The organism is Bacillota bacterium, from assembly GCA_013178125.1.
In the GTDB taxonomy this organism is placed as follows: Bacteria; Bacillota; SHA-98; order Ch115; family JABLXJ01; genus JABLXL01.
This window is the reverse complement of record JABLXJ010000003.1, coordinates 25842-51083: the sequence shown is the minus strand read 5'-3', so window position 1 is coordinate 51083 and position 25242 is coordinate 25842. Positions and strand designations below refer to the sequence as shown.

The following is a 25242-nucleotide window of genomic DNA, read 5'->3' as shown; positions in this document are numbered from 1 at the left end:
TCGTAACAGACTCCTTCCCGTTATGATAGGCTTTTCCGCACAGCTCGCACAATGGTATCTCCCCGAAGCTCCTCTAGCTTGAAATGCCAGCCTCCGAGGGCCGCACATATTTCTCTCGACAGGCCGAAATTGATAAACTCCTTCTCGGTATCGATGACGATGGACTTGATGCCAGAATGATATATTTCTGCAGCAACCAGTTTTGCTGACTCAACTGGATCCATTCCATTAAATCCCACGTTGGCCCTCCCGTCGGAGATCAATACCAAAAGCGGAATAGTGCCCTCCTCCTTGGCCATTTGAGCATGGAGGAGGTTTAAGGCGACCGCAAGCCCCGTAGCCATGGGGGTCCTCCCACCCGTGGGAAGCTCGGCCAACTTGCGGTGCGCCAACTCCACGCTCCTGGTGGGGCTGAGGAGTATCTCTGCCTTGTCCCCCCTGAAGGCCACCAGGCCCACCTTGTCCCGCCTTTGGTAGGCATCCACCAGCAGGGAAAGGATGGCCCCTTTCGTGGCAACCATCCTTCTCTGTGCGCCCATGGAGCCGCTTGCATCAACCAGAAACAGGATCGTATTGCCGATCTTCCTCTCCCGCACCTTCTGCCGGATATCCGTGCTCTCGATCGCTATGGCCCGGCCAGCTTTCTCCCTTTTCGGCTGATAGGGAGCGGCGGCCCTTATGGTCGCGTCAAGGGCCACGTCAGTTGGGGCGCCTCGCGGGATTATGCTCCGGACATAGCGGCCCTGCTTAGTTCCTGTTCTGGTCTTGGTGCGCCTCCCTGTGCCCCGGCGCAAAATCCGGTCTGCCGGAGGGGTCAGTTTTCTGACCTGGTATATCTCGCCTATGCCGAAGACCATCTCCTCTGTTTTTGGGAGATCGATCTCAGAGGGGGATCCTCCATTGTCCCGGTCGTCTTGCTTCTCTCCGTTCTGGCTTACCTCCCCATCGGAGGACAATGGAGGGAACAAGCCCTCCGGCCCGCTCTCACCCTCATCTCGGCCCTCATCACCCTGCCCTGAGAACGGGCCTTCGTCCTTTCTGCGTTCTTTCTCGTCTTCACCATCCGCCGCTCCGGGGGCTGGCCCATCCTCTTCCTTTTCCCTTGGGGGATTACCCTCCCTGAAGCGATGGCCCAGTACAAGCTGAGCCGCCTCCTTTATATCTTCCGCCTCAACCTCAGTTCGTCCCTCGTAGGCCGCAATGGTCATGGCTGTCTTGACGATGACCACATCAGCCCGATGCCCGCTTACCCGGGCCCCGAGCGAAAACTCAACGGCCAGCTCTACGAGGACCGGCGGGACTGTCACCGCTGGCAACAATTGTTGGGCTTGGAGGATCTTGAGGCAGAGCTCATTCTCTTTCTCGACCCAAAGCGCTTGGAAGCCGAGCGGGTCCCTTTCAAATTCCGCACGCCTTCGGAGCACCTCCACCCTCTCCTTAGGGTCGGATATGCCTCCTACCTCGACCGAAAGCCCGAATCTATCAAGTATTTGAGGTCTAAGATCGCCTTCTTCGGGGTTCATGGTGCCCACGAGGATAAATCGAGCCGGGTACCTATAGGCGATGCCCTCCCTTTCCACCACATTTATTCCGCTTATTGCCACGTCCAGGAGCACGTCCACCAGATAATCGTCGAGGAGGTTCACCTCGTCCACGTAGAGGATCCCCCTGTTAGCCTCGGCCAAAAGCCCGGGTTCAAAGGACCTGACGCCGTTTTGGACGGCTTCCTTGAGGTTCAATGTGCCAATCAGCCGGTCTTCTGTGGCATTGAGCGGCAGTTCGACGATCCTCACCCTCCGGCGCGACCTCGGAAGCTCCTCTCCGCTGGCCCAACGTCGATAACAGCCTTCACACATTTCCTCAGGTTTGTAAGGCGAGCAGGAGTATGGACACCCGGTAACGACCTCTATCTCGGGCAAGAGGCTTGCTAAAGCACGAACAGCGCTGGATTTGGCGGTGCCTTTCTCCCCAAGGATGAGGACCCCTCCGATAGAGGGGTTGACGGCGTTCAGGATCAAAGCCTTTTTCATTCTCTCCTGCCCCACTATCGCGGAGAAGGGGTATGTTATCCGCTCTTTGACCATCATGACGCCTGCTTCCCCTTCCCAGGGATGAGGGCCTCGACCTTCGCACTGTCGAACTTAAAGTCCTCAAAGGGCCTGCGTCTCGTCCGGTGCAGCAGGGCCAAATCGGCTGCCTGTCGCACTTCCTCCTCTGTAACTGCCCTTTTGCCCGCCAGGGCCGCCAAGGTCATTGAGGCCTTCATCATGGTTATGTCAGCCCTGTGGCCATCAACGCCCATTTCCACGGCTATTCTGGCGATGAGTTCCAACATAGACTCGGGGATATTCACCTCTGGAAGGATTTCCTTCGCTTTCACGACCCTCTCTTTGAGACTTGCCTGCTCGGCCGCCCATTCCTCGGCGAATCCTGCTGGGTCAGATTCATAGCGGATCCTGCGCCGGACCACCTCGACCCTTGAAGCGATGTCCTCGATACCGGCCACATCGACGGCAAGCCCAAAGCGATCCAGAAGCTGGGGCCGGAGTTCCCCTTCCTCGGGGTTCATGGTCCCGATCAGGACGAACCTGGCAGGATGGGAATAGGATACACCCTCTCGCTCAACCACGTTAACCCCCATAGCGGCCACGTCCAGGAGCACATCCACGACATGGTCGTCGAGCAGGTTGACTTCATCGATATATAACACGTTGCGGTGGGCCTGGGCGAGGATCCCCGGCTCGAAGGCTTTTTCCCCTTTTTTGATCGCTTGCTCGATATCCAGAGTGCCAACGACCCTATCCTCTGTGGCCCCCACAGGGAGCTCAACCACTTTCATCTTCCTCATCCCACGTGGTATGCTCTCCCCCGCCTCAATCCTCGCAAGGCACTCATCGCACATCATGGACCGATCCGTAGGATGACAGCCAAACCTGCAGTCGGCTACAACCTCGATCTCGGGGAGAATATCAACGAGCGCCCTCACTGCTGTAGATTTAGCTGTTCCTTTTTCACCTCTGATCAGAACCCCGCCCACAGCCGGGTTGACAGCATTGATAAGGAGGGCCCTCTTCATTCTCTCCTGGCCGACTATGGCCGCAAAGGGGTACGCCGCTCCGTTCCTGGACAAGTTCCAACACCCCGCTCTTTAACTAACCTGATATCCATAAGCCACTGATATCCATAAACTAAATGACGATATTCACGAACCAACCATTGCGTTAATGGGTGTCCCTGCCTCCGGTGTCGCTTCAAGCGATCGAATGGGGAGCACGCTGGGCCCGAAAGGGCTTTGAGTTACTCTGGCTTCCACCCCATAAACAGCCTCGATATTTTCCGGCGTGAGTGCCGTCTCCGGCCTGCCTGCGGCGAAGACCTTTCCCCCGCGTAAGAGAAGCATCTTGTCGGAGAACCGGGAGGCTAGATTCAAATCATGCAGGACCATGACCACTGAACACCCTCTTTCGATCGCGAGCCCGCGGATCACCTCCAGGACTTCAAGTTGGTGCTTGATGTCCAGGCTCGAAGTCGGCTCGTCGAATAGAAACACCTCGGGCTCTTGCGCCAATGCCCGCGCAATTAACACCTTTTGTTTTTCGCCCCCGCTCAGCTCATCTAGGAAACGGGGGGCGAGGTCCTCGATCCCCATGAACTTCAATACCCGGGCTACCACATCTTTATCCTTTTGGCTTACCCCCCAGGTGATATAGGGTTTCCTGCCTAAAAGCACAGCCTCAAACACAGTAAGCGGGAAAATCTCCACCGAAAGCTGAGGCACATAGCCCAAAAGCCTCGCCATCTCCCGGGAGGAGACCCTGGTGGCCTCCCTGCCATCCAAATAGATCGCCCCCTGCTGAGGCTTGAGCACATGAGCTATGCAACGAAGCATGGTGCTTTTGCCTGAACCGTTGGGGCCCACTAAGCTCACTACCTCTCCCGCATGGACCTCCAGGCTTACGTTATCAAGCGCCCGGTGGCTCCCATAGCTAAAGCAGATGTCCTTGATCAACAGCTTCACGTCCAGCACTGCCTCCTTCTCTTGAAAAGCAGGTAAAGGAAGAATGGGGCTCCAACCAATGAAGTTATGATCCCAACAGGGAGCTCAGTTGGGCTGATTATCGTGCGAGCCAGGGTATCCGCGCCAAGCAACAGAAGCGCTCCCATCAGGCCTGAACAAGGAATCAAAAATCGGTGATCGTTGCCGATCAAAATCCGGCAGATGTGAGGGGACACAAGGCCGATGAACCCGATGATCCCCGTAAAGGCCACGATCCCGCTGGCCAAGAGCGAAGCGAGGATAGCGCAGTTCCTGCGTAGGATTCGAACGTTCACGCCCAGGTTTGAGGCTACCTCCTCGCCGGCGCTCAGAGCATTAAGGTCCCAAGCATAGCGGACAAGTAAGCCGAGAGCGCCCAAGACCAGGGGGAGAAGCAGGTATATCGTTTGCCACCTGGCCCCCGCAAGCCCCCCCATCAACCAGAGCACGATCTCCCTCAATTGCTCGTGACCCGAGACGTACTTTAGCGCCGAAACCCCGGCGGAGAAGAGATAGCCAATTGCCACCCCGGCCAGGATCAAAGTCTCCGGGCCTCCGCCTTTCAGCCGCGCCACCCCATAGATCAGAAACATGGTGATGAGTCCGAATACAAAAGCGCTTCCCACGATCACATAGGGTCCAAGAAGTCCTGAGAACCCAGGGCTGCCACCCAATAGGCTCGAGCCAATGACTATTGTAAAAGCAGCCCCGAAGGATGCCCCTGCTGAAATGCCAAGTATGTATGGGTCGGCCAAGGGGTTGCGAAGGATCGCTTGCATCGCCGCGCCAGACCCGGCCAAGCTCATACCGGCTATCACTGCAAGGAGCGCCCTGGGGAGCCGCAGGTCCATGACGACCGTCTCCGCGAGCCCCAAACGGGCGCCGGAAGCCAGGAATGGAAAGAGCCTGGCCGCGACCACGCGTAAAGAGTCTCCCACGCTTATCCGGGCAGCTCCGACAACCGTGGCGGCCAGAAGGCTTACCGCCACGGCAACCAAAAGGAACAGCAGAAAAAGCACCTTCCGGGCCGTAAACTGCGAATAGAATTCCTCTATTTTCTCTGTCTTCATAGGAAATCCCCCATAAGCCCCGATTTTATTGGACATTTAGCCAAGCTGCCACGGCTTTGCCAGCATCAACTCATGGTAGCCGCCGGATCACGGCGAACACCAATGCCCGGCGGCCGCACGTCTGCCACGGGGACGGCGAGGGTAGTCTCTTCGCTTACTGGGGATAGACCCAAGTCCCCTCTAGATCCAGGCCATAAAATTTCTTTAACATCTCCCTATGAACAGCTTCGGGGTCGATATCGGCGAAGAGCCTCGGATGAAACCACTTGGCCCAGTAAAGGTGTCCGACCACCGACCTTAGCCCACTTGCAACACCCCAGGAAGTGATGAATACCTTTTTATCCTTGATTGCCTTGACATTGCGCAAACCGGGTCTAGCCAGGACCTCATCCCTCAATGCCTTCATCTCCTCCAGAGTTTCTCCACGAGATGCCATGCGGACGATAATGTCAGGGTCTTTCGCAGCCACCCATTCTGCACTCAAGGTCGGGTATTTTATGGGCTCCTGGGCAGCGATGTTTATCGCACCTGCCTTGGTGAGGCTGTTGTGGGCAGGTGTGTCCTTGGCAGCCGAAAAGTATGGCCGACTCCATTCATAGAAGACAAAAGGCTTATCTTTGGCTGAGAGCCTGCCCACCCGGTCGTCGACCAGGTTTTCATAGCGTTCTATGAACCGGACCATCTCCCCTGCCCTCTCTTCCTTGCCCAAAAGCACCCCTAGATACTTTACCATGGGCAATACCCTCTCTGGATTCGATGGGGAATCTATGATCACCGGTATGCCGGCCGCCTCCAGCTTCCCCCGCAAGTCTTCCTTGAGCATCCCGTCGGCCACAACTACATCAGGTCTTGCCTGCAATATCAACTCCAGGTTGGGATTATACGAGGAGCCTGCCACTACGGGGATCGCCAGGAGCGAAGGAGGGAAAACAGAATAAGAATCGCGCCCGACGATTTTATCGCCCTCCCCGAGAGCATAGATTATCTCCGACGCAGCGGAGGTAATGGCAACAAGGCGCTTCACGGGGCAAAGCACTTTGACATTCTTCCCCGTTCCATCTGTAACGGTGGCGAATTTCCGGGATGCCTCTTCAGCAAATCCGGGAATGCACTGGCCTTCAATGTACCAGCCTGTAATAAGGAGAATCAAAGCTCCAATTATCAAATACCTGACCAACTTCCCTTTCTTAACCATCATCACATTAAGCATCATCACGTGCCCCCTCGGCAGAATTCTAAGAGGTCTTACTTCAGTAGGTCTTATATTACTTCTATTTTTCACTTTTATTTTAAGCGCCTTTCCGTGACTTCCAGTTGAGCGAGGGCTCCCTTCAGGTGCTCCAGGTAGATCCTTGCTATGTCGTTATTTTCTCCCAGCCCCTTCAGGTAGACGGAGACCTCGTATCCTTCCTGTATAAGTTGGCGTTTCCACGAATCATCCTCGTCGCCCGCCAGGTCATTTATGGCATGGTCTCCGGCTACGATCATGAATGGCATCAGCCTGACTGCCTTAACGCCCGAGGCTTTTAGGTCCTGCTTCAATTCATCGAAACTCGGGTAGCCCTCAACACACCCCAGGAAGGCGTTTTTGCACATGCGCCGCAGCATGTCATTCAGGCAGCTATACGCAGGAAATGCGTAATGGTCGCTCCCGTGTCCCATCAACACGATGGCGTCATCCGCTTCATACTCTCCGAACTGATTGGTAAGAGCAGATACAACTTTCACATAATCTTCATAAGCATATAGAAGCGGGTGGCCAAGCACTAATTTCTTAAGCCCCACGTCCCCCTTGGCCCTTTTGATGCTTTGAAAGCCTTCGACTATGTTTCTCAGGTCGTTATATTCCTGCCCCGGGAAGATATGTAGCGATTGAACTGCCACCAGGTTATACCCCTCATCCTGAAGCTTCGCTAAGGCCGTAATTGGACTATCGATTGTGATGCCATCCCTCTTCGCAACCTTTTTCCGTATAAAGTCCGAAGTATAGGCCCACCTGACCTCAACATCAGGGAATGCCTTCCTCACCTCCTGCTCTATGTTCTCATAAGCAGGGAGGGTCGATTTCACGCTCGTCCCAAAGGCCACCAATAAGATGGCTTTTTTGTCTTCTTTCTCCTTACTATGCCCTGCCGCGAAGACAGGAATTGTGCTTGCCAGGAGGCCCAACATGATAGCACCCACCATGACGAACATTAACAACCCCATCGTCCTTTTCATCCCATATTCCTCTCTTCAATTTTCCTAGGATCGATCGCGCCGGCATGAAAGTCTTGGAAACTTGAGAGCCCCCTACCTTTCGCCGGTTGGGGGCTCTATCGCATAACCATAATGCCCACCTCCCTATCCGCGTAGGTCGTGTGGTTAGGTGAGGATAACGGGCAGGTCTCCTGGCTCAGGGTCTTTGCCGCTTTTGCACCTTCCCAGGCCTCACAAGGCCCAGTGGCTTAACGCAAAGCAGCTACCCTTCACAGTGGCGGGACCGCGTTGGATTTTCACCAAGCTTCCCTTTTAATCCCCGCTTTTATGGGGAACCCGCTATCCTGTCGATTCAATATTTAATTAGGTCCTAGAGATATAGTTTTATTGATTCATCATTCGCCATGCCCGACATTTACAATTTTATCCATATTTGACTATCTGCTATTGTTTATTCGCGTCTCACTCTAATTCTCCTTCTGGAGCGCTCTCCTTTTTTACTTTCGTTGCACCTTTATTTATTTCATCCCGCGGATCTTATCTCCTCTCCGAGCCTACTCTCGGATCAAAAAAGACGTACACGCGTGTACCGGAGCAGCTTCGATGGCCACCAGCTTCAAACCAGCCACCAATTCCTCCCCTCCCCTTCCAGGAGATCCCGGGCTTCCTGTGGCCCCCATGTCCCGGCGGGGTAGACGGGCAAGCCCACCCCTCCCTGCCCAGTCGCCTCCCCAGCTGATGCCCAGGCATCGAGGATCGGTTGCACAAAGGCCCAGGTCTGCTCGATTTCATCCCAACGGGGGAAGATGCTCTGGTCGCCCCGGATCAGGTCAAAAAACAGTCGCTCATAGGCCTCGGGGGAATCTTCGGGGTAGTCGCAGTTTTGGCAGTAATTCATCTTGACTGGGACGATCCCACCGCCTGGCCCGAGCTCCTTTGCGTTGAATTGGAGAAAGACCCCTTCCTCCGGTTGGATCTTGACCACGAGCAAGTTAGGCTCCAGGGCCCCGAATTCTTTAAAGTAGAGGGTGCCGGGCAGCGTGCGAAACTGGATCACCACCGCAGCTGAGCGTCTCGGCATCCGCTTGCCGGTCCTAAGGTAGAAGGGCACACCTGCCCAACGAGAATTATTGATAAAAAGGCGCAGCGCAATAAACGTCTCGGTGCGCGAGTCAGCGGAAATCCCCTCCTCCTCTTTATATCCCCGCACCGCCTCTCCATCAACATTTCCGCCCGTATACTGGCCGCGCACCACATCCCGCTCCACGGCCTCCTGCGTGAGTCTCTGGAGGGCGCGAATCACCTTGACCTTCTCGTCCCGGATCGATTTAGTACACAAGTCCACCGGCGGCTCCATCGCCACCAGGGCCAGGAGCTGCATGAGGTGATTCGGAAACATATCCCTGAGCGCCCCCGCCTGCTCATAATACCGGCCTCGCGTCCCAACCCCCTGGCTCTCGTTGATGCTGATCTGGATATTATCGATGTGCCTGTTGTTCCATAGGGGTTCAAAGAGGGAGTTGGCAAACCTGATTACCATTAAATTCTGGATCATTTCCTTGCCCAGGTAGTGGTCAATGCGGTAAATCTCTTCCTCGGCGAAAACGCGCGCCAGCCTCTGATTCAGCTCTCGAGCGGAGGCCAGGTCGTGCCCGAAGGGCTTTTCGATCGCGATCCGGCGCCAGCCCCAGCCACCCCCCTCCGCCACCAGGCGGCTGGCGGCGAGCTGGTCCACGATGGGACCGAAGTGCTCGGGCGCCACTGCAAGGTAGAAGATCCTGTTTCCCCGCGTTTCGCGGGTCCGGTCCATGCTCGCGAGGAACTCCTTGAGGCGCAAGAAGCCCGAGGCCTCGTCGAGGTCGAACTGCTGGTAGTGAAAACCTTCCAGGAAATCGCCGCACACCTCGGTTTTAACCTTGCGGGAAAACTCCCTCACCGCCCGGCAAACCTCGTCCCGGAACGCTGCCTCGCTGCCTAGCCTCCTCCCGATGCCCACGACCCCGAAGCGCTCCGGCAGCCACCCCTCTAAATACAAGTTGTAGAGGGCCGGAAAGAGCTTCCGGCGGGCCAGGTCCCCCGTAGCCCCAAAGATCACAAGTATGCAGGGATCGATCCGGTTTTCACCCATGGCCCTACCCATGGCCCACATTCTCACTCCTTGTCTTCGGGACCCCGCCATTCCGTATGGAAAACGCCCGGCCGGTCCAGTCGGCGGTAAGTATGGGCCCCGAAATAATCGCGCTGCGCCTGGATGAGATTTGCAGGCAGCCTTTCCGCCCGGTAGGCATCATAGTAAGCCAGTGCGGAGCCTAGCACGGGCACGGGTATGCCCGCGAGCGCCGCCTGGCTCACCACCTGGCGCCAGCCAGTCTGATTGGCGGCAATCACCCCTCTAAAGTAGGCGTCAAGGAGGAGATTGCGCAGCCCTGGATCCCGTTTGTAGGCCTCCATGATGTGATTCAGGAGCCGGGCGCGGATGATACATCCACTTCGCCAGATCTGGGCCACTTTGGCCAGGTCCAGCTCATGCTCACCGTCCCATTCGTATACGCGAGCCGCCTCCTTGAGAAGGGCAAAGCCCTGGGCATAGATGCAAAGCTTACCGGCATAAAGGGCCTTACGGAGATCCACTAGGAATGAGCGGATTTCGCCTCGTCCGCCCCGCTCACCTCGCTCGCCTGCGCCTGGCTCTCTTGTGGATCTAGTGGATCCAGCGGCCGGGCCGATGAGGACCCGGGCGGCCTGCTCCCGCTCCTCCTTGAGTGCCGAGAGGAAACGAGCGGAGACAGCCTCGGTCAGGGAGGGCACCGGCACGCCCAGGTCCAACGCAACCTGCGCCGTCCACTTCCCGGTCCCCTTCTGCTCAGCCTCATCCCTGATGAGCTCCACCAGGGGCATCCCTGTTTCCTTGTCAATCTTGCCCAGGATATCCGCTGTAATTTCAATAAGATAGGACTCGAGCTCCTCACGGTTCCATTCAGCGAAGATGCGGGCCATTTCGGGCGCAGAAAGGCCTAGGAGCTCCCGCATAAGGTGATAGACCTCTGAGATCAGCTGCATATCCCCGTATTCGATGCCGTTATGTACCATCTTCACGAAATGCCCGGCTCCATCCGGGCCGAGGTATGTGCAGCAGGGCTCCCCATCCGCCGCCCTGGCCGCGATATCGACGAGGACCTGCCCGGCCAAATCCCAGGCCGCCCGGGGCCCACCTGGCATGATGCTCGGCCCGTGCCTTGCCCCCTCTTCCCCGCCGGATATCCCCACGCCCAGGAAGAGGAGGCCGTGCTCGCCAAGTTGCCGTTCCCGCCTCCGGGTATCTTGGAAAAACGAGTTGCCCCCATCAATGAGCACATCCCCTGGTTCAAGTAAGGGGATAAGCTCGGTGATGATGGCATCAACCGCTTCACCCGCCTTGACCATAAGCAGGATTTTTCGAGGCGGCGTCAAGGCCTGCGCGAGCTCGGCTAGCGAATAGGCAGGCACGACATCCTTCCCCCTGGCGACCCTGCGCACGAATTCATCCACCCTGCTTTTAGTCCGGTTATACACGGCAACACGGTAACCCTTGTCCACCAGATTGAGCACAAGGTTCTGACCCATAACCGCCAGGCCGATTACACCCAGGTCCGCATCCATAATATTATAATTTCTCCTCCCTGAATCAAATACTCTTATTAGCTTCTTAGCCCGAAAATCGTTGCCCAAAAATTCTCCAATTATTCCTGGGCTATATTTCCATTCTGTGGAATTAGCATCTCCCCTGCTTATACAATTTCCTCTCTCATAGAAAATAATAACACCAATAGCAATACCCGGTCAAAATTGAACCCGGGCTTTCCTTAAAATTGGTCAAAATTAGACCGGTCCCCCGGCTAACCGGGTCAAAATCAGACCGGTTCCCCTGGCCTACCCGATCAAAATCTAGCCGATTTCCCCAGCCAACCTGGTCAAGATCCAGTCGGATCCGGTAGCAAGCGGTCAGAACCGGCCAAGCCCAATGAAGACATCTCAACCAATTATCTCAACTAATCTCTCCCAGATTTGCGTCACCGCCTTCGAGGCGTATTTCGCATGATCAACCATAGGGACACCCTTCATCAAGGCGTGGACCACCTCTTCATCAAATGGTATCCTGCCCACGACCTCTATCCCCTCATCGCGGCATTGCTCAATCTCTTCACTTTTCTTCTCATCAAGATCATACTTATTGATACAAACGACGCCTTTTACGTTGAAATATCTCGCGAGCTCCAGGATCCTCTCCATATCGTGTTTTCCTGAGACTGTAGGCTCAGTGACGACCAGGGCCAAATCCGCTCCGGACATGGAAGATATAACAGGACAACCTATCCCCGGCGGGCCATCAGTGATTATATATTTCGCTCCATTCATTTCGGCCATAGTCCTGGCTGCTTTACGGACCTCCATCACGAGCTTGCCCGAATTCTCCTCGGCGATCCCAAGCCTGGCATGGACCAGAGGGCCGTAACGGGTGTCCGAGATAAACCAGTGGCCCGAGAGGCGATCCTCCATCGTTATCGCCCCTTGAGGGCAAACATGATAACAGACGCTGCACCCCTCGCAGTAAATCGGATTGACCTCGTACGATTTATCGTTGTTTGTATGACCAATGGTGCATCGTGCAATAGGTTGAGCAATGGAATGTTCAATAACGGCTGCAAAACGGCAGGCCTGAACGCACCTGCCGCACCTGGCGCATTCCCCCTGGTTTATCACGGCCTTCTTCGAGCCATAGAATTCATGAGTCTCGCGTACTGTGGGTTTTAAAAGCAGGTGGAGATCGGCGGCATCGACATCGCAGTCTGCCAATACCTTATTTTCGGCCAGAGCTGCAAACGCCCCTACGAGAGAGGTCTTGCCAGTGCCTCCCTTGCCGCTGATAACCAATAACTCCCTTATCTTGCTCATAATTTGCTCTCGACCCCCACCTTCTTCTCGATCTTTTGCCAGAGCCCCCTCAACGCCTCTTTTAACTCGGGGAATTCCTCTACGAGACGGCCTCCTCTCGCATAACAGGCAGCATACCTCCGGTCAAACGGGATCTCCAATAATATTGGAATCTGATTCTGTTCGCAGTAGGCCTTGAGCTCTTCATCGCCGAGGCCGGAGCGGTTGATTAGCACCCCGAAGGGAATCTTCAGCGCTTTAACCATCTCAACCGCCAGGACCAGATCGTTCAGGCCAAAAGGCGTGGGTTCGGTGACTAGCAGGCAAAAATCGCTCCCCACCATCGAGGCCACCACAGGGCAGGAGGTCCCGGGCGGCGCATCGATGATAATCGCATAGGCCTCTTTGCTGTGGGCCTTGCGTTTCACTGCCCTGATCACAGGCGGGGCCAGAGCCCTACCGACCTTCAACTTGCCATGAACAAAGTTGATCCTTCCGTCCCCTCCCGCCCAGCCGCTCTCCACAACGCCTATATCAATTGGCTTCTCGGATATGGCTCCCGTTGGGCAAAACAGACTACATCCTCCGCAACCGTGGCATAGCTCAGGAAAAGCCAAGACCCGGCCACCCATCACGAGGATGGCATGAAAGGCACAGACCGCGCTGCATCTGCCGCAGACATCGCACCTAGTCTCGTCTACAACCGGCACTGGGAGCGTTACCAGCTCAATATTTGCGACCGCTGGGTTCAGGAAAAGATGGGCATTAGGCTCCTCAACGTCGCAATCTAGAATCTGGGTGGGCATGGCCTCCTCAAGGGTCAAAGCCATGTTGGTTGCGATCGTGGTTTTGCCAGTGCCGCCCTTTCCGCTGGCTATTGCTACAATCATATGGATCTAGCTCCTACTTACCATGTTGGTTGTGCTGGCAGTCCCCATGATCTCAGCGGTTATGACCATGGCGGACATGAGTATGATCGCCGTTCTGATCATGGTCGCAAAGGCTCTCCCCACCCCTGAGGTTTCCGGCACAATACGATTCGATTACGTCCTCTACCATCCCCGAAACGCCTGTTATGGTTTGTATCCCCCTTTCCTCGAAAAGCCCCTGGGCCCTTGGTCCCATGCCGCCCGCGATAATGCATGAGACCCCCAGCTTTGCAAGGTAGCCTGGGAGGAAGCCCGGCTCGTGCCCCGGGTTTGGGATTACCAGTTTGTTGTCCATCTTACCCTCGATCAATGTTACAATGGTATACTCAGGGCAGCGGCCGAAATGCGCTGCCACCATGGCCCCATCTGTTGCTATAGCGAGCTTCACGATTAAAACCTCCCGCCTGTAATCTTATAGACTCCTGCAGCAGGGTCTTCTTCTTTCCCTTCGTCCTCTCAACGCCTGCCCATCCCAAAATGCGAGCCTACCGAGGCATCAGAGAGCATTTGAAGCTCCCCCTTCTCGTAGGCTTCCAGGGCTTCGCGCACGGTCCCTGAGCTCATGACATATACCTTGATCTCCACGCTTTGAAGCGCCCTCATGGCATTTGGCCCTATGTTCCCCGTAATCACCGCGTCAGCACCGTTGTCCGCCAAAAATTGGGCGCTTTGTGGGCCAGCGCCTCCTGAAGCCAAGAGGCCTTCGTTTTCCTTTGCCTCGAAGGCCCCTGTATCCATGTCAATAAAGATGAAAAACCGGCATCTTCCAAAACGTGGGTCCATCGCTGCATCGAGATTCTCACCCTGGGCTGTGATGGCCAGCTTCATGGCCCATTGCCTCCTTTATCATTTACCCCTATCTCAACTCAACTATAGAATGGGAGGGGACGGGGGAAACCGGAAATTGAGACCCCCAGTTTCCCCCGCCTTTAGTCCCTTACGCGTGGGGCGGAATATGCTACAGTTATAGGATGTGCTTTACTCTTCGTTCTCGTCCTTGCCCTGTTCGGAGCCGCTAAGCTCTTTCAGGCGCTCTTCAATCCCCTTGAGCCCCTCCCTGAGGAACTCCGCCTGTTCTTTTAGAAGCGCCATTTCCTGCTCGGAAGCAGCGGGCTGCTGGGTTGCTGGTGCTGCGTAAGGCGCGCCTGGAAAGGGGGCGCCATAGTAAGCCGGATAAACCGGAGCAGGCGCTCCCCAGCCGGTGTAGCCAAAACGCGCCCAGCCTGGGAGGCCCGTCGCATAGTACATCCGCCGCCAGCCTCGTCCCCGGCCGAAACCAAGCCCTCGGCCAAAGCCGGGGCCCCGGCCATAAGCGGCGCCCCAAAGCCCGACCGGATTCATAAACCCAGGCACAGGAAAGCCTGCACAATATCCGGCAGCCCTTCCCGTCATCGGCCCGAGGCCCACAGGGCCGGTACCGTCACCGCGTGGCATAGTCCATACCTCCTTTCATTGATGAATATTTTGTGCCTTCGCTTAGCGTGCGCCTTCGCTTAGCGCACCTGGCTCGGCAACTTGAGTTCATAAACGAGTCTACGGGCCACTTGAGACATTACTGAATTGTCACGATTCTCATTATGATAATCCTCGATTCGCCCATTGTCGCATAGTTCAGCGAGCTTTGGGTCAAGCGGCAAAACGCCAAGAAAGGGCACCCCCGCAGCCTGAGCCGCTTCTTCGCCCTTGCTCGGTCCGAAAAGCTCGAGCTTTTCGCCGCACCTGGGACATATTGTGTAACTCATATTTTCGAGGAGCCCCAGGATAGGTATTTTCATTAACGAAGCCATTTTTATGGCCTTTTTGACAACCATAACCGCAAGATCTTGTGGCGAAGACACGATCACGAGGCCATCAAGCGGCAGGGACTGCATAACGGTGAGCGGGGCATCTCCCGTCCCCGGTGGCAAATCAACGATCAGGTAATCGAGATCGCCCCAGACGACATCGGTCCAAAACTGTTTAACCGTTCCTGCGATGAGGGGTCCTCGCCAGACGACGGGGTCATCTTCGTGATCCAAGAGGAGATTCAGCGACATGATCTCTATCCCGAGCCTGGTCTTCGCGGGAAGCATTCCAAACTCGAAAGCCTCCGCCCTGGCATGCACCCCGAACATCTTCGGTATGCTCGGCCCTGTAACATCGGCATCGAGCACGCCGACCTTATAGCCTTCCCTGGCCAGATTTACAGCCAGAAGCGCTGTCACCGACGATTTACCTACCCCACCCTTGCCGCTCATCACCGCTATAACATGATTTATGCTATTAAGCTCGTTTGGGGAGAGCTTTTCGATGCCTGGATTATGATCCTTGTAGCCTTTTTCGCCCATGGTTTTGCCTCCCTGTCGCCCGATTGACTTACTGCTTACTAAATACCATCTGCCTACCGTTATCTCTATCTGGATCTCTATTACTGCTGCTACCACCACCGCTGCCGCTGCCACTATCTGCTGCGCCTGTTACCTGTGTCGCATTAATAACGATCAATCAATAACGGTCATATGTTCATTAATAGTATAACCCCTTTTCTGAGCATATGTCAATAACTTTGGTAAAAAAATAGCCTTCATATTTCTATTTTGACATAAGTTTTCGAGCCTCTCGTTCAAAAAATGTACGAAGCTCAGAAATGTTAACAGGCTTTAACAGTTTCGGCAGAAATGTCACTTTATTTACTTCAAGAAAGGCGACAGAAAGCCAGTAATCATCGATACCTACGTGTTTCTTGCGGGCACTCTCGAGGATAGAAGCCAGGGGGAATAGCTCTTTATCTATAAAGTAGACATCAACAAAATCCTTGGGCTCTGCCCTGTCATAAAGAGCCGACAATTTATTACAGGCAATGTCAAGTGCATTATCAACATAAATCCCATAATTGTAATTGAATACCCTATCGGAAAGTCGGTAGGGTGAATCTTGTGCAAAGTCACATCGGATCAGCTCTCCCTCAAGCTTGAAAAGAAGTTCGAGATATGTTCGAAAGCTGCGCTTGACCTGGACTTCGCCATTAAGGTCTTGAGCTAGTTTCAACAAAATCGGAAGAGCACCGGTAACCGCTGCAGGATTCTCAGTGAAGAAATCGAGATCCTCAGATACCCTGTGCTGCAAATAAAACGCAGAGAGAGCAGTCCCGCCGGTGAGAAAGAAATCCCCTCCCAGCTCGCTCCCCCCAATAGCATGTAAAAGAATCTCCTGCCGTGCCGAAAGAACATTCATTGCGTATTATCAGTTCGAGGCTAAGTACCATTCCCAAAAATGCTTTACCTTTGGTCGAAGCCTCAATAGAGGAAGGTAACGCCTCACTATCTCCTTAGGTATCTTCTTTACATGCTCGTAGGTGCCTTCGTTCAGCACCCTGGATAAATACCATACGAAAACGTCTTCCTTCATTAGTTCGTCGCTGCCGAATCGGTAATCCCAAATGAGACTCGGATCAACTTCAATTCCATAGAGAGTCTTTATCATTTAGCTCACTCCACTGTAAACCGCCGCCAATCTAACCGCCGACTTAATTGTACACTATACGTATCCACGTGCTTTCCTTGCTAACGTGGCTTCCACCCCTACAAATATTATAACATCTGTATTTGCAGGTGGCAAGGTTTGGATAGAACTTTGTCGGCCTCCTACTAACGACTAAAGTCACGAGTGTGCGGCCGACAATAATCAACAGAGGTACCAACTTTTGGGCGTTCGAATCGCTTTCATAGACCTGCAAGCGGGCCCACACGATTCACTAAAAGGAGGGCCACTCCTCCCCCTCCCCCGATGCGGCCTCGAGGGCTAAACTCTAAACTCTATTTCCATCATAATCACTTAAATCGCCACTACGACGCGCCGATGGAGTTGGTCCCTGCGAATGCCATGACTATCAAGATTTATACATTAATAGGTCTCTTGATGTCGGCAGGGCTACTCTCGAGTAAGTTTTAAGGGATCTTCCCTCGCGATCCCACAGAAAGTCCCCACCATTTCGCGGTAGGCTTGAGCCAAAGCACGAGTGATGGGACCCGGGATCTTGTCATGCACTCTTTGCCCATTAACCTCCTGGACAGGAGCCACCTCAATGAGTGAGTTGGTGACGAAAATCTCGTCTGAACACAAAAGATCCTGCGGCATCATCACCTTTTCCAAAGCACGAAAACCCATGGCTTGCGCGATCTCCAGAACTACCTGTCTTGTAATCCCAGGGAGACAGCCGCTTTCAATCGGCGGGGTTAAAATGAGCTGGTCCTGCACAAAAAATATATTAGCTGTCGAAGTTTCCGCGATTTCGCCCCGGGTGTTTAAAAGGATAGCATCATCAGCACCGGTTCGGTGAGCTTCCTCTCTCGCAAGAAGGCTATCCATGTAGTTTAAGGATTTGATTCCAGCAAGCGGTGACAGGTCATTCCTACGAATGCAAGAGACAATTAACCTCCTTCTCGAGAGGGATTTCTCGGCCTCTTCGCCTCCATACGCATACGGACGCACCGCTGCCAGCACAGTGGGAGGGCCGCAAAGTTCAAGCTCCGGCCGCCCCGGCCCCGGGCCTCGCGACACGGTAAGACGTATGGATGCATCCTTGAGGCCGTTTACGGCAAGCAACCGGCAAAGAGCGCCTGTCAGCTCGTCAAGCGGGGGCAAGGGGATTCCCAACCATTTCGCGGAGCGCTCCAGACGCCCGAGATGCCTGTCCAAGAGAAAAATGTGCCCGCCGTAGGCACGCATGGTTTCGAAAAGTCCGTCTCCGTAAAGAAAACCATGGTCAAACGCTGAAATGCTCGCCTGCGTCGCCGGGAAGAACTCTTTATTTAGATAGACTATCTGTTCCATGAAGAAGCCTCTTTCCTAACTGCTTTGATTAATGCCCTGGCCTTGTGGAGGGTCTCCTCATATTCGAGCTCGGGCACTGAATCAGCCACGATACCACCCCCAACCTGAAAATGAACCTGATCGCCTTTCATGATAAAGGTGCGAATCACGATATTCAGGTCGGCGTCGCCTGCAAAGTCAATATAGCCGATGGATCCGGTGTAGGGGCCGCGTTGCGTTGGCTCCAACTCGTCTATGATCTCCATGGCTCTTATCTTTGGGGCGCCGGTAATTGACCCGCCGGGAAACGCGGCCAACAGAAGGTCTACTATGTCGCACTCTTTGCGAAGCGTTCCCTCGACGGTGGATACCAGGTGAAAGACGGTGGGGTACTCTTCCAACACGATAAGTTCAGGGACTTTGACGGAACCATATTCACATACCCTTCCTAAATCATTTCGCTCAAGATCAACGATCATGACCAGCTCTGCGCGGTCTTTGGGGCTATACATGAGCTCAGCACGCAACGCCCGATCCTCCTTTTGAGTCCGCCCTCGCGGCCTGGTCCCCTTAATTGGCCGCGTCTCGACCTTACGGTCCCTTACCTTCAGGAATCGCTCAGGCGAAGCGCTCGCAATGACCACATCTCTGCAGTTCAAGTATGCGCCGAAGGGTGCGGGATTGATCTGTCGCAACTGCCGGTAGAGGTCCCAGGGTGATCCAGCGATCTTGGCAGTAAGGCGCTGGGATAGATTTACCTGAAAGATATCGCCAGCACGTATATATTCCTGCGCACGCTCCACAGCACGCAGGTATTCCTCCCGGGTAAAGTTGGATGCTATATATTCCCTCTGCCGCGTTTCCTTCCGTTGCGACCGTGCAATATGCTGTCTCATGCTTTTCAATCTTTCCAAGCTTTCCTTGGGCCGCTCGCCGCAACACAATGTCGTGGCCGCAAAATAGGCACGATGCTCAAGCCAGTCGTAGATGAGAACATTATCATAAAATCCCAACCAGCAATCGGGGACGCAAAGGTCATCCGTAGCCGTTCTTGGAAGCCTTTCTATGTGGTGACATAGGTCGTACCCGAAGTAGCCGATTACTCCTCCGAGAAATGGGGGAAGGCCAGGGGGTCTTTGAGGAATCCGGTAGTAGTTCAGGAGGCGCCGCAATTCTACAAAGGGATTGCCCTCAAACCTCTGCACTTTGCCCCCTTCCTCCACCTCTATTCCCCTATTCTTACTCCGGAGGACGAGAAAAGGGTCACATGTCAAAAAGGAATATCGACCAAGCCTCTCGTGGCCCATGCCGCTATCTAAGAGGACACTGCCTGGGAGATCAGCCCACAACTCGAATAACTCCCACGGAGGCGGAGCATCCTGAATTTCTTCAAATAGCAAAGTGGATGCTCTCATAAAGGCCTGTCACCTCAAGGCTTATATCGATCCCGGGCGCCGAATGGGTAATTGCTCCAACGGAAATGAAATCCACCCCTGCCTCGGCCACCTGCCGGATATTTGTCTCGCTCATCCCGCCGCTGGCTTCCACCAGAGCGCGGCCGCCGATGAGTTTCACCATCTCCTTGATTTGGTGAGGTTCCATGTTATCCAGCATGATTATATCCACGCCTGAGGCCAGAGCTTCCTCAACCTCATCTGCGTTTTCGGCTTCAACCTCTATCTTTACGGTATGTCCGAGTTTTCGGCGCACCCTGGCCACTGCCGCCCCTACGCTACCTGCAGCAACGATATGATTATCTTTTATCAAAACAGCATCGCTCAGATTGAAGCGATGATTATATCCCCCTCCGATTGATACTGCATATTTCTCAAGCAGACGCAACCCCGGCGTTGTCTTGCGGGTATCGGTAACTTTCGCTCCTGTCCCCTCAATCTCCTTCACGAGCCTGGCTGTGGCAGTCGCGATTCCCGACATTATCTGGAGAAAATTCAATGCAACCCGCTCCCCGGAAAGGATTGGCCTCACAGGGCCTCGAATCTCCCCTATGCGAGTGCCGGCCTCGATCCATTCGCCTTCTCGCTCAAGCCAGGTTATCTGAATTTCGTCGTTCAGTAACGCATAGGTTAAATTTACAACTGCCTGACCTGCAACGACCGTTTTTTCGCGTGAAATGAAAAATCCCTCGGCCCAGGCATCTTCATCAATAATGCTATTGGTCGTGATATCCCCATATCCCAGGTCTTCCTCCAGCGCCCGCCGCACGATGGGCTCAATCAGAAACCGCTCAAGATGCAAATATGACACCACCTTTTCGCCCGCTCGAACTTACATTTTTCTATTTTTATTGACCTATTTTAATTATGGTATCTTCAATATTCCATTTTAGATGTTTCAACCACTTCTCGTCATCAGGCAGGGGGAAGTCCTCTCTAAAATGGGCGCCTCGGCTTTCTGTCCTGGTAAGGGCCGATCTGACGATAATATCAGCCAATGTCAGCATGTTCCGGAGCTCTAACCCGGGTATATCCCTGAACTCGAGATGATGTAATGGTGCCAGCGCCTTAAGAAATCTTTGAAGAGCCGATAGCTCCTCTCCGGAACGCACTGTCCCGGCTCCACGCGTCATAGCTCGCCTCAGCAGGTCAGCAAAGAATTCTACATCCGGCTCGCGCCCTTCGAACGGGTCGAGGATTGAACTAATCACCTCATTACAAGCATCATCACGGAGATTCCGAAGGTCGTCCATAACTTCGGCCAAGAGGTCAGCTCTCTGCAGTGGGTCACGGGACGATGAATTATATGATGAGTAATAAATGCGATTTACGAAACTTACGAGGGCGGAGGTGTCAGCAGAAAGCTTAAGCGAAGAGGTTTTCTCAACATACTCGGCGGCTTTTAGCGCCGCACGCTTTCCGAACACAACACCCTCTAGGAGGGAATTGCTCGCCAATCTGTTTGCCCCGTGAGCTCCAGTGCAGGCAACCTCTCCACAGACGAAAAGGCCGGGCACGCGGGTGCGTCCCCAGAGATCAGTATGTATGCCGCCCATGCAATAGTGTGCGGCGGGAGAAACCGGAACAGGTTCCCGTGTAATATCCAGGCCGTACTCGAGGCAGGTGCGGTAAATATGCGGAAAGCGCTCTTTTATCAAGTGTTCGCCCAGGGGTCTCATGTCCAGGAAAGGCTTAAGCCCTCCCGTCTTCCGCATCTCCGTTACCATGGCTCGCACAACCACATCCCGCGGAGCTAATTCCCCCAGGGGATGGTAGCGATGTGCAAACCGCTTCCCGTGGCTATCAAGCAAAATCGCACCCTCCCCGCGGACGGCTTCCGATATGAGAAATCTCGGCGCCCCTTGAAGATCGAGGACGGTTGGATGGAATTGAATGAACTCCATGTCGATGAGGTCGGCACCCGCACGAAGGGCCATTGCCATGCCATCCCCCGTTGCCACCTCGGGATTGGTCGTATGCTCAAACAGCCTCCCCAATCCTCCTGTAGCCAGGATGATCGCGCGGCCACAATAGATAATCAGCTTCTCGCCAAGTTGCAGGGCGAGCACACCACAGGCGCGGCCTTCTATAGTCAGGACGTCAATTGCGAAAGTATCTTCAATCCAGCTTATGTTCCCCAGGCGCCTTACCTGACATTCAAGCGCCTCAATGATTTCCCGCCCTGTCGCATCACCATCTGCATGAACGATCCGCCTGCGGGAATGGGCACCCTCCCGGGTTAGAGCCAGCCCCTCCTCGTTTTGATCAAATTTCACGCCTAAAGCTATGAGCTCTCGGATCATCTCTGGCCCTTCCTCAACCATGACCCTGACCGCCTCAGGATCACACAGGCCGGCACCTGCGGATATCGTGTCCTGAAAATGGAGTTCAGGAGAATCAAAATCGCCCAGGGCCGCTGCTATACCTCCCTGAGCATGATAGGTATTGCTATCGACACCCCTGCCCTTTGTGAGGAGAATAACTCTATAGCCACTCGTAGCCAGGGTTATGGCAGTAAATAACCCAGCGATGCCGCTTCCGACGACTATAATGTCTGTTTCAGTGTGATCAAGCTCTGTCGCTCGGAAATTCACCAGATATCTATAGTTCATTTGCAATATCTCTGTCTGCAATATCCCTGTCATACCCGACTCGCACACGCATACCCGGCTCGCACACATGTCTAACCCACAGCGAGCATCCTGTCGAGGGCCCTCTTTGCCCTGATTCGGATTTCATCAGACACGGTTATCCTGGGCTCGAGAGTCATAAGGGCATCCAGGACATGGCGCAGGCTGGTCCGCTTCATATTTGGACAGATGAGGCCCTGCGAGAGAAGATAAAACTGCTTCTCGGGATTATCCTTTTGGAGTTTGTAAATAAGTCCCATTTCCGTCCCAACCAGAAATTTATGAACGGGTGACTCACGAGCATAGCGAGCCATCTGCTCCGTGCTGCACACAACGTCGGCAAGGTCCACAACCTCTGGTCGGCACTCAGGGTGTACCATCACAACCGCATCAGGATGGGCTGCTTTGGCCTTACGCACCTCCTCCGGAGTCACTCGCTGGTGGGTCAAACAATAACCTTCCCACAGGATCACCTTTTTATCAACCTGTTTTGCCACCCAACTACCCAGATTTTTATCAGGCACAAATAACACGGTATCTTCGGAGAGCGATTTCACGATTCGCACGGCATTCGATGAGGTGCAGCATATGTCGCTTTCCGCCTTAACCTCTGCCGAAGAATTCACATAACAAACAACGGGCACACCCGGCAGATCCTTTTTCCTTTCCAGTAACGATTCGCGAGTGACCATGTCTGCCATTGGGCATCCAGCATCTATGGAAGGCAATATTACCACTTTATCAGGAGCCAAGATCGCGGCGCTCTCCGCCATGAAACGGACTCCACAGAGGATGATAACTTTAGCATCCGTTTTTGCGGCTATCTGGCTCAATTTGAGGGAATCACCCACAAAATCCGCTACATCCTGGACCTCCCCAATTTGATAATTGTGCGCGAGAATGATGGCATTCCTTTCCTTCTTTAAGCGGTGCACCCTCTCCATGAAGCTCGCCGTCTCCGCTTCGTGCGATATCTCTACGTTGCAAGGCAATCCTGCCCCGCCCCCTTAAACCATTTTCTTACTGACATGATACCTGACTTGACACCGACTGTCAAGGAGATTCAGAGCGCCAGGGCGCCCTAATCTCGCCTTGATCTCACCTTGATCCACGCCTCCCCATTGACTCCCTACCTGAAATGATTAAACCCCCTGGGCATCAAGATGAAAATATCTGGCCTTCCGGATTCGTTCCCCTTGTGCTACTTCTATTTAGATGTTAAAATATAAGTGTCAATGGCAACGACTGACGCCAGCCAAAAGCCTGTTTTCGCATGAACCCGCCTGGATCCGCGCAGGACCGGGACGGGGATAGGGCTTGACGTGAGGAGAGAATTTTTGTGGCACCTCCGGACTATCCCCGGGGGTGTCACTTTTTGCGAAGGGGTTTCGGAGGTGAATAGGGATGCACTGCCAGATGCATAAGCCGCGGATCGCCTTGATCGGCGCCGGAAAGGTGGGGTCCACGTTTGGGATACTCCTGCGCCAGAAGGGATATGAGATTTCGGCAGTGACAAGCAAAACCAGGTCTCACGCGGCGTCGCTCGCGGCGAGAGTCGACTCGATTGTAACCGATGACGCGACTACCTGCGCATCTTCCGCTGAGGTGGTGTTTGTAACTACACCGGACCGGGAAATCGCAAAGGTCGCGCGGGAGGTCGCCAGCAACAAAGGATTTCGCAGGGGGCAGGTGGTCATTCACGCAAGCGGCTTTCTTCCCTCCGAGGCACTTAGCGTTGCCAGGGAATTCGGGGCCCACGTGGCTTCAATGCATCCGCTTCAATCCTTCGCAGACGTTGAGGCTGCCCTGGTTGCCCTGCCCGGATCGCTCATGGCCATCGAGGGCGACGAGGAGGCTATCCAGGTTGCAAAGGCCCTTGCGATGGATATGGATACAAAACCCTTTGTGATTTCCACATCGGCAAAGCCCCTCTATCACGCGGCGGCCGTGGTCGCATCAAATTACCTGGTCTCGCTCATTCATTTTAGCGTAAGCATTTATCGCGGGCTTGGGCTTTCGGAACGGGACGCCCTTCAGGCGCTTTGGCCTCTTATAGAGGGAACTGTCAAAAATATTCGGCAGGTGGGCCCGACCCAGGCGCTTACAGGGCCCATAGCCAGAGGCGATTCCGAGGTTGTAAAAGGCCATCTTGAGGCGCTTTCGAAGGTGGGCAAGGAAAATGTTGCACTCTATTCCGTTCTCGGCCTTTACACGGTGAGGCTCGCCGAGGAAAAGGGGGCCATTACGCGAGACCAGGCGCAGGAGTTAAGGGAGGCGCTTGAAAGAATGGACCTACATGAGAGGAGGTTCCGGCTATGACTCAGGAACGCGTGACGGTTAAAACCTTTCAGGAGATGAAGATACGTCACGAGACCATTACAATGCTCACAGCCTATGATTACCCGACGGCGAGGCTTGTCGACGCCAACGGCGTTGACGGGATCCTGGTCGGAGACTCCGTGGGCAATGTGGTTCTGGGATATGATTCCACCCTCCCCGTTACGATGGACGAAATGATCCACCATGTGAGGGCTGTAGCAAGAGGGACCGCACGGGCGCTCGTTGTCGCTGACATGCCATTCATGTCATATCAGGTTTCCGTTGAGGAGGCCGTGCGCTCTGCGGGCAGGTTCTTAAAGGAGGCGGGAGCGCAAGCAGTCAAGCTTGAAGGAGGGGCGAATTTCGCTCCCACGGTAAAAGCGATAGTCAGGGCCGGCATTCCCGTCATGGGACATATCGGCCTCACACCTCAATCCGTGAATCAACTCGGCGGGTACAAGGTGCAGGGCAAGGACCTTGAGACCGCAACAAGGCTGGTCCACGACGCAAAGGCTATAGAGAAGGCTGGGGCGTTCGCTATCGTTCTTGAGTGCGTACCCAGGGAGCTTGCGGAGATCATCACCCAGTCCCTCACCATCCCCACGATCGGTATCGGAGCAGGCGCGGCGTGCGACGGCCAAATCCTGGTAATCCACGATCTTTTAGGGGTTTCCGAGAAGGGGACGCCCAAGTTTGTCAAATGTTACGCAGAGCTACACCAAATCATAACCGATGCCATCGGAGCCTTTGTCCACGAGGTCAGGGCGGGCAAGTTTCCTGGGCGGGAACATTCGTTTACGATACCTCCTGAGACCCTCGGTATTGTAAGGGAAATCATGGCTGGCGCGGATGTAGAGAAAGATAGAGAAAGATATAGAGAAGTATGAATTTCATGATCCTCAG

Annotated in this window: 23 protein-coding genes and 1 riboswitch; of the genes, 2 read left to right on the top strand and 21 right to left on the bottom strand. The window is 54.4% G+C overall.

Annotated elements, in window-relative coordinates:
• Positions 1-20 precede the first annotated feature (20 nt).
• The 21 genes from HPY71_04210 to nadA form a co-directional block, all read right to left on the bottom strand.
• Positions 21-2087, bottom strand: coding sequence for a putative cobaltochelatase (locus HPY71_04210; GenBank protein NPV52710.1), 2067 nt, complete (start codon positions 2085-2087; stop codon positions 21-23).
• Positions 2084-3076 carry an AAA domain-containing protein gene (locus HPY71_04205; protein ID NPV52709.1) on the bottom strand — a complete coding sequence of 331 codons (993 nt, stop codon included), beginning with the start codon at positions 3074-3076 and terminating at the stop codon, positions 2084-2086. The genes HPY71_04210 and HPY71_04205 overlap by 4 nt, the downstream gene beginning before the upstream one ends.
• A 126-nt stretch (positions 3077-3202) precedes the next feature.
• Positions 3203-4018: an ABC transporter ATP-binding protein gene (locus HPY71_04200; protein ID NPV52708.1), complete on the bottom strand. Its 816-nt coding sequence runs from the start codon at positions 4016-4018 to the stop codon at positions 3203-3205.
• Positions 4015-5106: an iron ABC transporter permease gene (locus tag HPY71_04195; protein ID NPV52707.1), complete on the bottom strand. Its 1092-nt coding sequence runs from the start codon at positions 5104-5106 to the stop codon at positions 4015-4017. Before HPY71_04195 ends, HPY71_04200 begins: the two co-directional genes overlap by 4 nt.
• Before the next feature lie 154 nt (positions 5107-5260).
• Positions 5261-6301, bottom strand: coding sequence for an ABC transporter substrate-binding protein (locus tag HPY71_04190; GenBank protein NPV52706.1), 1041 nt, complete (start codon positions 6299-6301; stop codon positions 5261-5263).
• An 89-nt stretch (positions 6302-6390) separates the two neighbouring features.
• Positions 6391-7278, bottom strand: a complete 888-nt coding sequence (locus tag HPY71_04185) for a cobalt chelatase (protein NPV52705.1) — start codon at positions 7276-7278, stop codon at positions 6391-6393.
• Between the two features lie 190 nt (positions 7279-7468).
• Positions 7469-7660, bottom strand: a riboswitch (cobalamin riboswitch).
• Between the two features lie 261 nt (positions 7661-7921).
• Complete coding sequence (locus tag HPY71_04180) at positions 7922-9433, bottom strand: glucose-6-phosphate dehydrogenase (protein NPV52704.1); 1512 nt, start codon at positions 9431-9433, stop codon at positions 7922-7924.
• Between the two features lie 23 nt (positions 9434-9456).
• Positions 9457-10944, bottom strand: coding sequence for an NADP-dependent phosphogluconate dehydrogenase (gndA, locus tag HPY71_04175; protein ID NPV52703.1), 1488 nt, complete (start codon positions 10942-10944; stop codon positions 9457-9459).
• Between the two features lie 372 nt (positions 10945-11316).
• A complete protein-coding gene (locus tag HPY71_04170; GenBank protein ID NPV52702.1) occupies positions 11317-12228 on the bottom strand; it encodes a 4Fe-4S binding protein in 912 nt (303 codons plus the stop codon).
• 5 nt (positions 12229-12233) lie between these two features.
• Complete coding sequence (locus tag HPY71_04165) at positions 12234-13106, bottom strand: P-loop NTPase (GenBank protein ID NPV52701.1); 873 nt, start codon at positions 13104-13106, stop codon at positions 12234-12236.
• Between the two features lie 52 nt (positions 13107-13158).
• Positions 13159-13533: a dinitrogenase iron-molybdenum cofactor gene (locus HPY71_04160; protein NPV52700.1), complete on the bottom strand. Its 375-nt coding sequence runs from the start codon at positions 13531-13533 to the stop codon at positions 13159-13161.
• A 68-nt stretch (positions 13534-13601) separates the two neighbouring features.
• On the bottom strand, positions 13602-13973 hold the full coding sequence (locus HPY71_04155; protein ID NPV52699.1) for a dinitrogenase iron-molybdenum cofactor biosynthesis protein: 372 nt from the start codon (positions 13971-13973) through the stop codon (positions 13602-13604).
• 150 nt (positions 13974-14123) lie between these two features.
• Positions 14124-14579, bottom strand: a complete 456-nt coding sequence (locus HPY71_04150) for a DUF5320 domain-containing protein (GenBank protein ID NPV52698.1) — start codon at positions 14577-14579, stop codon at positions 14124-14126.
• Positions 14580-14638: 59 nt separating this feature from the next.
• Positions 14639-15472, bottom strand: a complete 834-nt coding sequence (locus HPY71_04145; protein ID NPV52697.1) for an Mrp/NBP35 family ATP-binding protein — start codon at positions 15470-15472, stop codon at positions 14639-14641.
• A gap of 244 nt (positions 15473-15716) precedes the next feature.
• Positions 15717-16358 (bottom strand): nucleotidyl transferase AbiEii/AbiGii toxin family protein, encoded by a 642-nt coding sequence (locus HPY71_04140; GenBank protein ID NPV52696.1) that lies wholly within the window; start codon positions 16356-16358, stop codon positions 15717-15719.
• Positions 16359-16367: 9 nt separating this feature from the next.
• Positions 16368-16607, bottom strand: a complete 240-nt coding sequence (locus tag HPY71_04135; GenBank protein ID NPV52695.1) for a hypothetical protein — start codon at positions 16605-16607, stop codon at positions 16368-16370.
• Between the two features lie 447 nt (positions 16608-17054).
• Positions 17055-17957 carry a hypothetical protein gene (locus HPY71_04130; GenBank protein ID NPV52694.1) on the bottom strand — a complete coding sequence of 301 codons (903 nt, stop codon included), beginning with the start codon at positions 17955-17957 and terminating at the stop codon, positions 17055-17057.
• Entirely contained in the window at positions 17945-19351 is a 1407-nt protein-coding gene (gene pabB / locus HPY71_04125) for an aminodeoxychorismate synthase, component I (protein NPV52693.1), read from the bottom strand. Before pabB ends, HPY71_04130 begins: the two co-directional genes overlap by 13 nt.
• Positions 19326-20192 carry a carboxylating nicotinate-nucleotide diphosphorylase gene (gene nadC / locus HPY71_04120; GenBank protein ID NPV52692.1) on the bottom strand — a complete coding sequence of 289 codons (867 nt, stop codon included), beginning with the start codon at positions 20190-20192 and terminating at the stop codon, positions 19326-19328. Before nadC ends, pabB begins: the two co-directional genes overlap by 26 nt.
• Before the next feature lie 46 nt (positions 20193-20238).
• Positions 20239-22002: an L-aspartate oxidase gene (gene nadB, locus HPY71_04115; GenBank protein ID NPV52691.1), complete on the bottom strand. Its 1764-nt coding sequence runs from the start codon at positions 22000-22002 to the stop codon at positions 20239-20241.
• Between the two features lie 71 nt (positions 22003-22073).
• Positions 22074-22964, bottom strand: coding sequence for a quinolinate synthase NadA (gene nadA, locus HPY71_04110; protein NPV52690.1), 891 nt, complete (start codon positions 22962-22964; stop codon positions 22074-22076).
• A gap of 472 nt (positions 22965-23436) precedes the next feature.
• On the opposite strand from nadA, the gene HPY71_04105 reads away from it, so the two are divergent.
• The gene (locus HPY71_04105; protein ID NPV52689.1) at positions 23437-24339 is read left to right on the top strand and encodes a DUF2520 domain-containing protein; all 903 of its coding nucleotides are present in this window, start codon (positions 23437-23439) and stop codon (positions 24337-24339) included.
• Positions 24336-25226 (top strand): 3-methyl-2-oxobutanoate hydroxymethyltransferase, encoded by an 891-nt coding sequence (gene panB, locus HPY71_04100; protein ID NPV52688.1) that lies wholly within the window; start codon positions 24336-24338, stop codon positions 25224-25226. Before HPY71_04105 ends, panB begins: the two co-directional genes overlap by 4 nt.
• Positions 25227-25242 lie beyond the last annotated feature (16 nt).

Excerpts from the sequence above, each read along its gene's own strand:
- HPY71_04210 (NPV52710.1), bottom strand. The coding sequence starts at position 2,087 with ATGATGGTCAAAGAGCGGATAACATACCCCTTCTCCGCGATAGTGGGG.
- HPY71_04205 (NPV52709.1), bottom strand. The coding sequence starts at position 3,076 with ATGAAGAGGGCCCTCCTTATCAATGCTGTCAACCCGGCTGTGGGCGGG.
- HPY71_04195 (NPV52707.1), bottom strand. The coding sequence starts at position 5,106 with ATGAAGACAGAGAAAATAGAGGAATTCTATTCGCAGTTTACGGCCCGG.
- HPY71_04190 (NPV52706.1), bottom strand. The coding sequence starts at position 6,301 with ATGGTTAAGAAAGGGAAGTTGGTCAGGTATTTGATAATTGGAGCTTTG.
- HPY71_04185 (NPV52705.1), bottom strand. The coding sequence starts at position 7,278 with ATGTTGGGCCTCCTGGCAAGCACAATTCCTGTCTTCGCGGCAGGGCAT.
- HPY71_04180 (NPV52704.1), bottom strand. The coding sequence starts at position 9,433 with ATGGGTGAAAACCGGATCGATCCCTGCATACTTGTGATCTTTGGGGCT.
- gndA (NPV52703.1), bottom strand. The coding sequence starts at position 10,944 with ATGGATGCGGACCTGGGTGTAATCGGCCTGGCGGTTATGGGTCAGAAC.
- HPY71_04165 (NPV52701.1), bottom strand. The coding sequence starts at position 13,106 with ATGATTGTAGCAATAGCCAGCGGAAAGGGCGGCACTGGCAAAACCACG.
- HPY71_04155 (NPV52699.1), bottom strand. The coding sequence starts at position 13,973 with ATGAAGCTGGCCATCACAGCCCAGGGTGAGAATCTCGATGCAGCGATG.
- HPY71_04150 (NPV52698.1), bottom strand. The coding sequence starts at position 14,579 with ATGCCACGCGGTGACGGTACCGGCCCTGTGGGCCTCGGGCCGATGACG.
- HPY71_04145 (NPV52697.1), bottom strand. The coding sequence starts at position 15,472 with ATGGGCGAAAAAGGCTACAAGGATCATAATCCAGGCATCGAAAAGCTC.
- HPY71_04140 (NPV52696.1), bottom strand. The coding sequence starts at position 16,358 with ATGAATGTTCTTTCGGCACGGCAGGAGATTCTTTTACATGCTATTGGG.
- HPY71_04135 (NPV52695.1), bottom strand. The coding sequence starts at position 16,607 with ATGATAAAGACTCTCTATGGAATTGAAGTTGATCCGAGTCTCATTTGG.
- HPY71_04130 (NPV52694.1), bottom strand. The coding sequence starts at position 17,957 with ATGGAACAGATAGTCTATCTAAATAAAGAGTTCTTCCCGGCGACGCAG.
- pabB (NPV52693.1), bottom strand. The coding sequence starts at position 19,351 with ATGAGAGCATCCACTTTGCTATTTGAAGAAATTCAGGATGCTCCGCCT.
- nadB (NPV52691.1), bottom strand. The coding sequence starts at position 22,002 with ATGAACTATAGATATCTGGTGAATTTCCGAGCGACAGAGCTTGATCAC.
- nadA (NPV52690.1), bottom strand. The coding sequence starts at position 22,964 with ATGGAGAGGGTGCACCGCTTAAAGAAGGAAAGGAATGCCATCATTCTC.
- HPY71_04105 (NPV52689.1), top strand. The coding sequence starts at position 23,437 with ATGCATAAGCCGCGGATCGCCTTGATCGGCGCCGGAAAGGTGGGGTCC.
- panB (NPV52688.1), top strand. The coding sequence starts at position 24,336 with ATGACTCAGGAACGCGTGACGGTTAAAACCTTTCAGGAGATGAAGATA.